This is a genomic window from Paenibacillus flagellatus (assembly GCF_003217775.1).
GTDB classification, from domain to species: domain Bacteria; phylum Bacillota; class Bacilli; order Paenibacillales; family NBRC-103111; genus Paenibacillus_AB; species Paenibacillus_AB flagellatus.
Genome location: NZ_QJVJ01000015.1, coordinates 43,898 through 57,426, shown reverse-complemented (window position 1 = coordinate 57,426; position 13,529 = coordinate 43,898). Strand labels below are relative to the sequence as shown.

Sequence of the window (13,529 nt, the reverse complement as noted above, 5' to 3'; positions counted from 1 at the left end):
CAACATCACCTTGTGGATTATTATGATGCCGGGGCAAGTAAGGCTCAATGAGCAAACATGGCGGATGTGTCGTATAATGAACACATCAGGTCAAGGTGTCGGGTTAAATTTTGAAGAAAGTCGGGGGGATTCGAATGCGCGAGCACACGACCGATCTGCGGGTCGTCCGCACCCAGCAGGCGATACGGGATGCGCTGGTGGAATTGATCGAAGAGAAGGGGTTCGAAGCGATGACGGTCAAAGACATTACAACGCGGGCCAGAATCAACCGAGGCACGTTCTACGCTCACTACCTGGACAAATACGACCTGATGGCCAAGTGCGAAGAAGAGATCATGGTCCGGCTGTCCAAACTTGTGAAGAAGACGGTCCCATCGGTGACGGCGGAGATGCGGCATTCGCCGCCCCGATTGGCGATTTATCCGCTCGTTGTAACCATCTTCGAGTTCCTGAACGAGCATAGCCGATTCATGAAAGCGGCATTGGGACCGCAGGGAGACATGACGTTCCACACCCGGTTTAAAGATTTTTTTCGGGAGACGATGCTGGGGAAAAGCCCGGACGTGCTGATCAATGAAGAAGAATGCCTCGTTCCGGCAAAGTATTTTGCTACATACGTGGGATCGGCGCACATCGGCGTGATTCAACAATGGCTGGAGAGCGGCATGCAAGAGTCGCCCGAGGAAATGGCGCGCATTCTGACAACCATTCTGGTGCACGGTCCGCTGTATGCGGCCGGATTGAAGAAGCTGCCCGAGTCCTGAACGCCCTTTGCCGATTCTTACAATTTGGAGTACAAACACCCATTATTCTAATTTTGATATGCAAATCATCGCATCGGGAGAATTCGGCCCCTCGGATCTATTTCCGGACCGAGATGAGAAGCCGCCCGCACTGCGAAACGAAGCCGCAGCGTTCGCATACGGCTTGGCTCTAGGGCGTCATTGACGCGTGGAGCAAGGCGTCAAAGCGAATATGGGACACGATTGGACATATAGAATCCAGTTAGATTCATACGGCATATCATATAGTAAATAAAATTGGACGATATTGAACATTGATGGAATATAAAAAAGAACGCCTTCGAAGTTGAAGGAACGTTCTCTTGGATATTCCTCGATGTAAACAATCCGTTGTTAAAAAGTTCGTGAAACTATACTCCTGCGTTAACCATATCTACACACCCTACGTCCAAATCCAGGTCTTATTTTTGAAGTCACTGCCGTCTGCCGCAAAAGTCTTAAATCGCGCAAAGTGTTGGAAATAAAGGATTTCTACGTATCGATTCGTTGCATTCCTATTACGCACTCCACATGTGTTGTTCTCGGAATAGGAAGGCACTCTCCCCCTTTCACTTCGCAAGGACTTTTTTTGCTTATGCATCTTGCTTTGGATGCTGTTATGAAAGCCGGTTTTATAGACGAAGGTCAGTTTGTACGGCTCGGGACTTTCCTGATTGGAGTTTTCCCCAATAATCACTTTATCGACGATGCTTTCGAATACGTTCCGGTCGAATGCGGTCAGAACCTCATTCGTTTGGAGCACTTTGCGAAAATGTTCAAGCCGTTTTCCCAAGTCAATCTCATCTTGCGCGGATTGCTCCAACTGTTCCTTTTCTTCGAGCAATTTAGTAAGCGAAGTATCGAGTTCCGCATACTTCTGTTCGTAAGTAGCCCTGTCTATTTTCTCATCCAGGCACAAATCAATCAGTCTGCAACGTTTTTGCTCCGTGGCCTGAATGTCGCTGATAATTTTGTTCAGTCGCTTTTGATGATTCTGGTCGCTAAACATCGACTCCATTCTTTTCATAAGCTCGTCCAGCACGTCCGAATTATTGCGGCATACCAATTTGTACGATTCGACAAAAGCACCCTCAATCAGCTTTTCCTCCAAGGCTTTACTGTGAGAGCAGTATTTCTTCCCTTTTTTCGTGGCCGTCACGCACTGCCAAATCACCTTCTCATGCGGGGTTCCACTGTGCCAGTTCCGCCGCGAGAGGTTGCTTCCGCAGAAAGCACATTCCAACTTGCTGCTGAAAGCAAATTTCCTGCTGTACTTGTCCCGCTTGCCTTTCGCGCCGCGGCGGCGATTCTCGCCTCTTCGATGCAATATGTCCTGCGCCTTTTCAAATACTTCCTCGCTGACAATCGGCTCATGATGATTTTTGACATAAAACTGATCTTCCTCGCCGTAATTGTCCAGTCTTCTCTTGGATATGGGATCGACGGTAAATGTCTTTCCTTGCAACAAATCGCCTTTGTACTTCTCATTCTTTATGATACCAAGAACGGTTGTGTCCTGCCATTCGACTCTTCCGTACTTGGTTTTATGTCCCGCCTCAGTCAGTTCCTTTGCAATAACGTAAGCGCCGATTCCCGATGTGTATCGTTCAAAAATATAGCGGACGATTTCGGCTTCTTCTTGATTAACGGATATCTTTTTCGTATTCACATCGTAATCGTATCCCAGACAGCTTTGAAAGCCTACCAGTTCGCCGCGCTTCATTTTCATTTTCAAACCTTTTTTCACGTTGGCGGAGATGTTCTCCACTTCCTGCTGTGCTACGGAGCTTAAAATGACGAGCAACAATTCGCCGTCCATCGTCAGCGTATTGATATTTTCGTCTTCAAAAAATACGGCGATGTTCTTTTCCTTCAGCATACGGACGTATTTCAACGTGTCCAGCGTATTTCTTGCAAACCTGGAGATAGACTTCGTGATGATCATATCAATTTTCCCGTCCATACAATCGTTAATCATGCGTTGAAAATCCTCGCGCTTCGTTACCTGAGTACCGGTTATGGCTTCATCTGCATAAATATCAACCAGCACCCAGTCGCTTCGTTTGCTAACGAGATCGGTGTAATAGGCGACTTGCGACTTGTAGCTGCTCAATTGCTCCTCGGTGTCGGTACTTACGCGGGCATAAGGGGCGACGCGAAGAACATCCGATAACTTTCCGGCGTTTCGATCCGATATTTTCCGACTTGCTTTAATTACTTCTACTTCGAGAGCCATGGTGTTGTCCTCCATTCTTATTTACTTGCCATCAGTTTAATAAGAGATGGGCGGACCGACAAATGTGCGAATCAAGAAGTAAGGTCCGAAATGATGCCGTAATCCCGCATCGTTTTGTTCTTTATCAAATGAAATTCGTTTTCGGTAATCAAAGATAATGCCAGCAATTGTCTTATCATAGCGATTTGCATGCTGTATCGGATGAGTTTATGGTTCATAAAAACCTCCCATTAATCCAGAAAAGTTGAAAAACAGAGATGCGCAACAAACATAACCGCGTGTGCGCATCTCTGTTTCCGCCTCTGTTTTGGTTGCTTCTCTCAAAAATCTTATCCGGCGGACAGTGGTTAGCCGTCCTCATAGGGTTCAAACCTCTTCCAGGATCGCTGCAAGCCGCCCCCATTGCGATGAACTGTGGCTGGACGGAAGTATCATTATCCCTCCGCATGGGTCTTCGCCTTAAATGGAACCACCATTTTTTATTGCATGGGAAAATCGCTCGCAGGTTGCCGTTTCTGATGAAAGACATATAGAAATAAATCGGCAAAATGGTCGTGGCGCACCTGCAATTTGGCTATCCTTCCAGGCCATGCGGGGAACGTACCGGATAAGATTGTATTCAGTTTTCAAGGAGCATTGAGAGGTTGAATAATGTCCCTCTAATATTCATTTCATTTTTAGGGTAAAATCGGAACTGCTTGCCCAAAAAACTCCCCTCCGCGGCTTCCATTTTTTGATACAATCAAATATGGAGTGCTACGATAAAAATGCAGTCGAAAAACCCCCTCATATGAAATAAAATGAAAGCTGACGAGGGGACGAGAGACAATGAATCGATACGACAAAGCATTCAAAGAAGAAGCAGTAAGATTGAGCGATGAGATTGGACCCAAGAAAACCGCCGAGCAGTTAGGTGTATCCTACTATACCTTGCAGGAATGGAGAAAGCGAAGAATCCTGCACGGTGACGGAGCGCATATCGGGAGCGGACGCGCTTATGCATCTGCCGATAAGACTGCGCGTGAAATCGAATTAGAAAGAGAGATAGGCGAGTTGCGCCGCGCGAATGAAATTCTCAAGGATGCACTCGGTTTTTTCGCAAAAGACCGGAAGCGGTAAAGGCATGCCAGCTCTATGCTTACATCCGTGAACGACGGGATCAGTGGACCGTCAAGGAAATGTGCAAAGTACTTGCTGTCAGCGAATCGGGCTATTACCGTAGCTTGAAGCCCACACCGAAACAGGAGCGGCAGCAACTTCTTCTGGTCAAAATCAAAGACATCATTGGAGAGCATGAAGACAACCGAAATTACGGTGTCCAGCGTATTCTGCTGGCGCTGTCCCAAATAGAGATCACGACCAGCTACAGCACCGTCTACCGAATCATGAAGAAGCATGGCCTGCTGAAGAAAACCAAACGTCATCCAAACGGTATTACATGCGAGGATGCCGCAGCTCACAAGAGCGAGAACCTAATCCAGAGAGACTTCAAATCCTCAGGACCCAACCAAAAGTGGCTATCGGATATCACCGAAGTCCCTTGTTTAGACGGCAAGTTATATCTATGCGCGGTACTGGATTGTTTCAACGGCGAGATCGTGGGCCTCGCCATGGACGACAACATGCGCAAGGAACTCTGCATTCAGGCCTTTGAGAACGCTTGTAAAGCAAAGAATGCTCGCGGAATGATATTTCACAGCGATCGAGGCAGTCAATTCACAAGCCATGCATTCCGAGAGCGTCTAGCAAAACGAGATGCCATTCAGAGCATGAGCGGCACAGGGCGTTGCTTGACAAAGCAAGGATGGAAAGCTTTTTTGCTACGCTAAAGAAAGAAAAGCTGTACAAGATCAACACGGAGCGCTATCCGATGGCCTATATTAAATCGATCATCTTCAGATACATCATGGTCTACTACAACAGACAGCGGATCTACACCTCTAATCCAGGGGCTGGCCCCCAGCTATTTATCGCGAAAGAATGCTGTCACAGGCAGCTTAGTAACGGGTTTTCTGTATGAGGGTGTTTTCAAACTGCACTTTTTTTGACAACTCCATTTCCAATATGAAGCGCGATTCCCCTTCCATAAATTCGAAGTGCCCAAAGCAGTCATTCCATACATAGCAGAGCAGGTCGAGTCACCGGCAGAGCTGTACGCCCAAAAACGATTGGGCGGGTCGCTCCATCACCTACCATCGAACACAAATCAGAGATTCTTTCAAATTGGGTATGGTTCGCATCACCCAACGGAATACTTCCCCTTCCGCTTTGGACAATGCAATTGTTTTAGTCGCACAATTTTGCTCGCCTTGGGCGAAGCCGCGGTTTGTCTGCTTTCCTGCATGAAAGGTGTAGTCAATTCATGCGAGGATGACGAATCTTGATGTGATCAGTCATTACTCGTAGAGTCCGGCATTCGTATCCACTCCTTATGTTATTTTAATCAAATAATTAGGTATTTGAATATAAAGTGTATTGTATAGGCAACCAAATCACAATCCATGCGCCGGTATGCCCTTCTTTCCAGAATGTTTTTGGGTAAAGTTGTGTTATGATATTCATATATTCAAAAGTATAGTGATCAAGGAGGCGTTAGCAATGAACCAAAATATCCAACAGTTTAAAGCCGATTTTTTTAAGGCGCTGGCGCATCCCATGCGGATTCGAATCCTGGAGGTTCTGAGTGAAGGAGATAAAAACGTAAATGAGATACAGAGTATTTTAGGCTCAGAGGGTTCAGCCGTTTCTCAGCAGTTGGCAGTATTGCGAAATAAAAATGTGGTGACGGGCTTAAAGGATGGTACTTCTGTCATTTATTCGTTACGTGACCCGTTGATTAAAGATCTACTCGCAGTCACAAAGCAGATCTTCGATAATCATCTCGTTGATGCCATTTCATTACTTGAGGTCATTCGAAATGAATCTTAAACTGAAAAACAAGGGGTTCCATGAGTAACATCAAGGATCTCCTTGTTTTTTTGTTTTGCAGCCGGAAACATGCGGAGCGACACGAGATTATTATGATTGACATTATTCGATGACAGGAGTAACATTTCACTTATATTCAAATAATCAAATATATGAATAAGAGAAGGTAATTCAGATGAAATGGACGGGAAGATTTGAAGGATACCATGCGGCCGCATTCCGCAAGGATATCATTTCAGGCCTCATTGTTGGTATTATCGCCATTCCATTAGGGATGGCGTTTGCTATTGCGGCTGGTGTAAAACCGGAATATGGCATTTATACCACCATCGTTGCCGGTATCTGTATTTCCTTGTTCGGGGGTTCTAAATTTCAAATCGGCGGCCCGACCGGTGCATTTATTCCGATCCTTTTCGCGATCGTCATGGAATATGGATACGAAAATTTATTGCTTGCAGGATTTTTGGCGGGAATTATTCTTGTTCTCATGGGGCTATTTAAACTCGGTGCGTTGATAAAATTTATTCCTCGCCCTGTAACCATCGGATTTACCGCTGGAATTGCCGTCATAATCTTCAGCGGACAAATTGCCAACTTTTTAGGTTTGAGCGGTATCGAGAAACATGAGAATTTTCTACCAAATATGAAGGAAATTGTAACGCATCTCGCAACTACGAATCTCTACAGTATTATCACAGCGGTCGTCTGTTTGGCAGTTATCCTCCTAACACCGAAATTTTTACCGAAGGTCCCTGGTTCCTTGGTAGGGCTTATCGTATCCACTATAGTGGCGACCGTATTCTTTAAAGGGGAAGTTGCAACGATTGGATCGTCATTTGGAGCTATTCCAAGCACCCTACCCCATTTTCATTTCCCTGATCTAACCTGGGATCGCATTGAAAATTTGATTCGCCCCGCCTTTACTATTGCCATGTTGGGCAGCATCGAATCTTTATTATCGGCGGTTGTTGCCGACGGCATGACCGACAGTCGTCATAACAGCAATCGGGAGCTGATTGGGCAAGGCATCGCCAATATGGTAACCCCTCTTTTTGGAGGCATACCAGCGACAGGAGCCATTGCACGAACAGCAACCAATATCAAAAACGGTGCGATCTCACCCCTGTCAGGTATTATACATGGTATTGTTGTATTGCTGGTGCTCATTTTGTTTGCACCTTATGCATCAGAGATCCCACTTGCTAGTATGGCACCGATTCTAATGCTGGTTGCCTGGAACATGAGCGAACGAAAAGAATTTGCCCACGTCTTAAAAATCAAAACGAGCGATTCTTTTGTCCTTCTCATTACCTTTTTGCTAACGGTCTTTACGAATTTAACGACTGCCGTTGAAGTCGGATTAATTTTGGCTGTTATACTGTTTGTGAAACGAATGAGTGATGGGTTATTGGTTTCCAAGGTATTGCCTGACCCAACAGTTAAACATGAAAAAGTGAAAGCTCATATGGTGACCGAAGGCCACGATTGTCCACAAATTGGGATCTATACCATCGAAGGCCCCCTCTTTTTCGGCGCCGCGAACATGTTTGAAAAGTCCATTATGGATTCGATTCATCTAAGACCGAAAGTGTTACTGCTGCGCATGGGAAAAGTACCTTTTATGGATACGACGGGTGAATCAAATCTTTCCAGTTTGGTGAAGCATTTCGAGAAATTTGGTGGGATTATTCTTGTATCCGGAATTCAAGCTCAGCCTTTAGATGTATTGAAGAGAACAGGGTTGTATACGCTGATTGGGGCTGAACATTTTTTTGGACATACCGGTGAGGCACTTAACTTCGCGCTATTGCAACTGGATTTGAATAAATGTCTAGGTTGTAAACATTTTGCTTTCCGTGAATGCGCGGCGTTATCAAACAAGGAGTCTCAAAAAGAAGTGATCACCAGTTTAAAGGCTGATCCAGCAAGGACATAGCCTAATCTCATTTGAAATCGCCCTAAAGACGAAATGAGGTGAATGGCTATGCAACTTGCACTTCAGCGTTACCATGATTGTCGAGCGGATAAATAAAAAAGTGTTCTAACAATCTTATCGTTTATCTAAGCAAAAATGAGATCGACTGCGAGGCGCTCTCTCGTCCAACTGAAACAGTAACATACAGACACGCCCATGCTCGGATTCTTTTGTTACACAGCCACTTTCAAGTCATCCTCGGCAAATGATTGCGAATGATTCCCACTATAATATACGGTTGCGTAAGCAGAGTTCGAACAAAATAAATAAGAGTTGTCGGGATGAATGGTTTCTAAAGCAGAAGCTTTAACATGTACAGCAATCCATCCTAAACCACTCCTCATGTAGACGAGAATGGGCTTAAGGGTGAGGATACATTTCTTTCTTTACTCATTTAATCCTGCCCATGGAGTAATGACAATGTTTAGTCTACAACTTTACATTCCCGTTCAAATTTACCGACCTTCGGCTAGAAACTTTTCGATACGCGACTTAATCGCATCCCGAACCGCTCGAAATTGGCTCATGATTTCTTCCTCGGTGCCGGTCGCCTTGGCCGGATCATCGAAGCCCCAATGCCATTTCACGACGTTTTTATTCGAAATCACCGGACAATGTTCGTCTGCATGGCCACATAACGTAATCACATAGTCTGCCAGATTCAAAATCTCCGGATCGATGACATCAGATGTATAGCTGCTAATATCGACGCCAGCTTCCTTCATCACCTGGACGGCACGGGGATTCAGCCCATGTGCCTCTAACCCGGCGCTTTTTACTTCGTAGCGATCAGTACCGAGAGCCTTCAAAAAGCCATCCGCCATTTGGCTGCGGCAAGAGTTTCCTGTACAAAGGAAATAAACGAGTTTTTTGTTTTCTGACATGATGAGTCCTCCTGTTTATATTAAGCTGCTTGCTTTGAAAAATACTTCCGCTGGAATCGGAGCGCGACGTTGACTAAGGCAATCATCACGGGGACTTCCACAAGAGGACCGATGACGGCCGCAAATGCTGAGCCGGAATGAATACCAAACACCCCGACGGCAACGGCAATCGCCAGCTCGAAGTTATTCCCCGAGGCGGTAAAAGCCAGTGTAGAAGTCACCGGATAACCAGCCCCTGCTTTTTTGCCCATGAAAAACGAGATCAAGAACATGACGACAAAGTAAATCAATAGCGGAATCGCGATCCTCACGACATCGAACGGCAATTGGATAATCATTTCGCCTTTCAGCGAGAACATGACGATGATCGTAAACAATAACGCGATCAGCGTAATGGGGCTGATTTTCGGAATAAAGACCGTTTCGTACCAGGACCGTCCTTTTGCTTTTACAAGAGAATAGCGAGTAATCATTCCGGTCAAAAACGGTATCCCTAGATAAATGAACACACTCTTGGCAACTTCGGCCATCGTAATGTCAACAACGACACCTTCCACCCCGAACCATCCCGGCAAAATCGTAACAAAGATAAAGGTGTAGACGGAATAAAACAAAACTTGAAAGATCGAGTTGAAAGCAACGAGTCCCGCCGCGTACTCAGCATCCCCTTTGCATAAATCGTTCCAAACGATGACCATTGCAATACAACGAGCTAAACCGATCATAATCAGGCCGACCATATATTCCGGATAGCCTTGGAGGAAAATAATAGCCAGGAAAAACATTAAGATCGGGCCAATGAGCCAGTTTTGAATCAATGAAATGGTTAACACTTTGCCATTTCGGAAGACACGACCGATTTCTTCGTATCGTACCTTCGCCAGCGGCGGATACATCATTAAAATAAGGCCAAACGCAATCGGTATCGATGTGGTTCCGACTTGAAATTCATTCAACCGGCAACAAAGTTGGGAAATACGTAGCCCAAGCCAATTCCTATCGCCATCGAAATAAAAATCCATAACGTCAAATAGCGATCCAGAAATGAAAGTCGCTTTTTCTCTTGTTTACACACTTGCTGTACACCCCCTTTACTCGCAAATAACCGTTAGTCCTTGTTGCTCCAATTCCCGCAGATCCTCGGATAGATCAGGCAAGTGGAACAGAGCATAACCAATTTCCTCTAACCGCTTCTCATTGATGGAGTAAAACACCCATTGCCCCTTTCTCGTTTCGCGGACCAGTTCCGCCGTTTTTAGACGGCTTACATGTTTGGATATGGCTGGCTGGGAAATGTTAAAGATGGGAACCAGTTCACACACACAGCAATCGCGAACACGGAGCAAAGAAAGGATTTTCAGCCTTGTCGGATCGGCAAGAGCTTTCAGAATATCTGCTATCTTTTCAAATTCCATTGTCGTGATAATCACCCCACACCAAAACCATATAACCATATTGTTATTTATGTATGGGAAAAAGTCAATACGAAAAATGAAATTTTAAAAATCCTGTCTAAGAACCGAGTTCCTGTTTTTTGCATTGCAGATAAATTAAACACTTGCAACTTGCAATCATTTGTTGTATAACTGTTTCATGAGGTGAGGCGCCGTGGAAAATGTACGTGAACAATTTCAAATCATGACTCGTCGCTTTGGCTTTCTGAATAAAAACTGCTGTTCTGCCGGTGGCTGCGACATCTCCTTAATTCAAAGCCATATTCTTTACGAAATTGATCGCCAACACAAGCCTTCCATCCAGCAAGTAGCAGAGGCATTAGGGACCGATATCACGACATTCAGCCGACAAGTCCAGTCGTTAATCAAGATGAAATTAGTGAAGAAAACGCCCGATCCCGATGACCGGCGGGTGAAGCTGCTTTCCTTAACGACAGAAGGAAAATATGTTGCGGCGTCGATTGACCAGCAAATGAATGACTATTTAAACGAAATTTTCTCACACATGAACGATTTTGAAAAAGATACCGTCATTCGCTCGATCAAGCTATTAAACGAAGCGATGGCGAAAACCGGCCAATGCTGTTCCACCCCTTCTTGTGGGTGATCTTTTTCCTATAATACTTGCATTTTGCAAATATTCTAAGGAGGACTTGGAATGTCAGCGATTTTCGATGGAATAGTTATCGGGGGTGGGCAAGCCGGTCTTGCTTCCGGATATTACTTGAAGAAGAATGGGCTGCAATTTGTGATCCTGGAAGCAAGCGAACAGGCAACCGGTTCTTGGCCACACTATTACGATAGTCTAAAGCTGTTTTCGCCAGCTCGGTTATCCTCATTGCCAGGCATGAAGATACCCGGAGCTGCGACCCATTACCCGTTGCGAAACGAGGTGATTCAGTATCTAAAGGCGTATGACCAACGTTTTGACTTGCCGATCCGGACGAATCAGAAGGTTGTTGCCGTGGAGAAAACCGACAACTGCTTTTCGATCCGAACGGCTGCAGGAGACGTCATCTGACGAGAACGATCATCAATGCGACCGGTTCCTTTCATAATCCCTATACGCCGAACATAAACGGAAAGGAAGTCTTTCAAGGAGAAGTCCTTCACTCTTCCGCGTACCGCAATCCGGATCGTTACCGTGGGCAACGAGTGGTCGTCGTCGGGCGCGGAAATTCTGCGGTTCAAATTGCAATAGAGCTTGCCGACAGCAGCCATACATTGCTCGCCGTTCTTCGGCCCGTTCAGCTTACGAAAACAAAAGTATTGGGAATAGATCTTCATTTTTGGATCAGAGCTGTCGGCTTAGATACCTTTCCATTCTGGCGATTTGGCAAAAAGCCTCCAAGTCCGAGTTCCGTTGCCGATTTGGACGATTACCGAGCAAGACTAGAGGCTGGGAAGCCGGACCAACGGCCGATGTTTACCTCGTTTTATTCCGATGGCGTCGTTTGGACAGACGGAACGAAAGAACCGGTAGCAACCGTCATTTTTGCAACCGGGTATCGCCCCGATCTGTCTTACCTTCACCCTCTCGGGGCGCTGGATGCCGAAGGGAAACCGCTACAGACCGCCGAAATCAGTCTTTCTGTTCCGGGACTGTATTATGTCGGCTTGGAAGGACAGCGTTCCTTTGCTTCCGCCACATTAAGGGGGTGGGGCGGGACGCGAAATACGTTGTTCGCAAACTACGACGTTTTGTGAAAAATGACTTGTAGGGAGGCAAGTTCCCATGAACTTGAATTGGTTTGCCACGGAATACCTTATGAAACAGGAGCAGCGTGAAATAGAGCGCTCGGCACGGGAAGCTTGGAAATGGCAAAATCCCACGGAGTTATCGAGCCGGTTCCTTTGGAGACGGCAACTCACGATTGCAAACACAGCAGCTTGTTGCACCCCTAGCTACTGCTGATTTGATAAAAAAGTTGAAGGAGAGAAGATTCATGAATCAAATAACGAACGATCAAATTCGCCAAAATGTACGCAGCCGGTATAAAGAAATCGCCTTACAAAAAGTGGAGTCGGGTTCGTGCTGTTCGCCAGCTTCAAGCTGCCGCGGATCGGCCGATGACGTTTCTTCGCAGTTGGGCTATTCATCCGAAGAATTAACCGCTGTTCCTGACGGTGCAAACCTTGGTCTTGGTTGCGGCAATCCGCAAGCCATCGCGGAGCTTAAACCGGGAGAAGTAGTATTGGACCTCGGCAGCGGCGGCGGTTTCGATTGTTTTTTGGCGTCCCGACAAGTAGGGGAAACCGGCCATGTGATTGGGGTCGATATGACGCCGGAAATGGTAAGTCGCGCCCGCAATAACGCCGTCAAAGGAGGATTCACGAACACCGATTTTCGGCTAGGGGAAATCGAGCATTTGCCTGTTCCCGATCAAACGATGGATGTCATCATTTCCAACTGCGTCATCAATCTTTCTCCGGATAAACAGCAAGTGTTTCATGAAGCGTTCCGCGTTTTGCGCCCCGGTGGTCGTCTGGCCGTTTCCGATGTCGTGATGACGGCAGAGCTTCCGGCGGAAATCAAAAACGACTTGGATGTTTTTTATTCGGGGTGCATATCGGGGGCCTCGTCCGTTGACGAGCTGAAAACGATGCTAACGCAAAGTGGATTTAAGGATGTGGTGGTCGAACCGAAAGAGGAATCGAGGGCGTTTATTAAAGATTGGGTTCCTGGGTCGAAGGTGGAAGATTACCTTGCCTCTGCCGTTATAAAAGGAGTTAAACCATAACCCAATCGGCACAGCAGATCATAAGTAAAGCAAAGCAGTTCTATCGTTGTTTGGATAGGACTGCTTTTATTCGGTTAGCTCGCCATTGCCTCGCATGTCATTACACAGGAGAAGAAGGCTTCGGCACACCGCATACATATTACAAATGACTTTTTTCGTAAATCCAATCAAACTGCTACATAAGAGACGACATCTACTACTGCGGATACCGTTCCGATAAACATCAAATAAGGATATACCGTCAAAGTTCACCGTGTCAATAACTCAATAAGCGACGACCATCCGATGCACCTATACGGGCACTTCTTCCAAGGCCTAAACAAAAACGGGAAACCGCTTGAAGGGTCCTCCGTTATTAAGGATACGGTGAATTTGAAGCCGGGGGAAGAGTACGTTGTTGCATTCGAAGCAGATAATGAAGGGAACTGGATGTTCCATTGTCACGATCTTCATCATGCTTCGTCTGGTATGGTAAGGGAATGAAAATATATAGACTATAGGACTGATTTTGTTGCAGACCCGAATGCAG

Annotated in this window: 10 protein-coding genes and 3 pseudogenes; 9 read left to right on the top strand and 4 right to left on the bottom strand. The window is 46.0% G+C overall.

Going from position 1 to position 13,529, the window contains the following annotated elements; all coding sequences use genetic code 11:
- The first annotated feature begins 134 nt into the window (after window positions 1-134).
- Window positions 135-764, top strand: a complete 630-nt coding sequence (locus DLM86_RS26825; RefSeq protein WP_110843223.1) for a TetR/AcrR family transcriptional regulator — start codon at window positions 135-137, stop codon at window positions 762-764.
- 421 nt (window positions 765-1,185) lie between these two features.
- Here the strand turns inward: DLM86_RS26825 and DLM86_RS26820 are convergent, their stop codons facing one another.
- Window positions 1,186-3,018, bottom strand: a complete 1,833-nt coding sequence (locus tag DLM86_RS26820; RefSeq protein WP_110843140.1) for a recombinase family protein — start codon at window positions 3,016-3,018, stop codon at window positions 1,186-1,188.
- Between the two features lie 828 nt (window positions 3,019-3,846).
- Between DLM86_RS26820 and DLM86_RS26810 the strand changes: the two genes are divergently transcribed.
- From DLM86_RS26810 to DLM86_RS26785, 4 genes are all read left to right on the top strand, one after another.
- Window positions 3,847-4,137, top strand: a complete 291-nt coding sequence (locus DLM86_RS26810; RefSeq protein ID WP_110843139.1) for a transposase — start codon at window positions 3,847-3,849, stop codon at window positions 4,135-4,137.
- Between the two features lie 23 nt (window positions 4,138-4,160).
- Complete coding sequence (locus DLM86_RS26805) at window positions 4,161-4,847, top strand: IS3 family transposase (RefSeq protein ID WP_110843138.1); 687 nt, start codon at window positions 4,161-4,163, stop codon at window positions 4,845-4,847.
- 769 nt (window positions 4,848-5,616) lie between these two features.
- Window positions 5,617-5,946: an ArsR/SmtB family transcription factor gene (locus DLM86_RS26790; RefSeq protein WP_036684721.1), complete on the top strand. Its 330-nt coding sequence runs from the start codon at window positions 5,617-5,619 to the stop codon at window positions 5,944-5,946.
- A 175-nt stretch (window positions 5,947-6,121) separates the two neighbouring features.
- Window positions 6,122-7,882: a SulP family inorganic anion transporter gene (locus tag DLM86_RS26785; protein ID WP_110843137.1), complete on the top strand. Its 1,761-nt coding sequence runs from the start codon at window positions 6,122-6,124 to the stop codon at window positions 7,880-7,882.
- 494 nt (window positions 7,883-8,376) lie between these two features.
- Here DLM86_RS26785 and arsC read toward each other — a convergent pair whose 3' ends face one another.
- The 3 genes and pseudogenes from arsC to DLM86_RS26770 form a co-directional block, all read right to left on the bottom strand.
- Window positions 8,377-8,805, bottom strand: a complete 429-nt coding sequence (gene arsC / locus DLM86_RS26780) for an arsenate reductase (thioredoxin) (RefSeq protein WP_110843136.1) — start codon at window positions 8,803-8,805, stop codon at window positions 8,377-8,379.
- A gap of 20 nt (window positions 8,806-8,825) precedes the next feature.
- Window positions 8,826-9,811, bottom strand: a pseudogene (gene arsB, locus DLM86_RS26775) (ACR3 family arsenite efflux transporter).
- 85 nt (window positions 9,812-9,896) lie between these two features.
- The gene (locus tag DLM86_RS26770; RefSeq protein WP_110843135.1) at window positions 9,897-10,220 is read right to left on the bottom strand and encodes an ArsR/SmtB family transcription factor; all 324 of its coding nucleotides are present in this window, start codon (window positions 10,218-10,220) and stop codon (window positions 9,897-9,899) included.
- A 193-nt stretch (window positions 10,221-10,413) separates the two neighbouring features.
- On the opposite strand from DLM86_RS26770, the gene DLM86_RS26765 reads away from it, so the two are divergent.
- The 4 genes and pseudogenes from DLM86_RS26765 to DLM86_RS26750 all read left to right on the top strand — a co-directional run.
- Window positions 10,414-10,866, top strand: coding sequence for a MarR family winged helix-turn-helix transcriptional regulator (locus DLM86_RS26765; protein WP_110843134.1), 453 nt, complete (start codon window positions 10,414-10,416; stop codon window positions 10,864-10,866).
- Between the two features lie 51 nt (window positions 10,867-10,917).
- Window positions 10,918-11,980, top strand: a pseudogene (locus DLM86_RS26760) (NAD(P)-binding domain-containing protein).
- Window positions 11,981-12,205: 225 nt separating this feature from the next.
- Window positions 12,206-13,000, top strand: coding sequence for an arsenite methyltransferase (locus DLM86_RS26755; protein ID WP_110843133.1), 795 nt, complete (start codon window positions 12,206-12,208; stop codon window positions 12,998-13,000).
- A 195-nt stretch (window positions 13,001-13,195) separates the two neighbouring features.
- Window positions 13,196-13,480: pseudogene (locus DLM86_RS26750) on the top strand (multicopper oxidase domain-containing protein); the annotation flags it as partial.
- Window positions 13,481-13,529 lie beyond the last annotated feature (49 nt).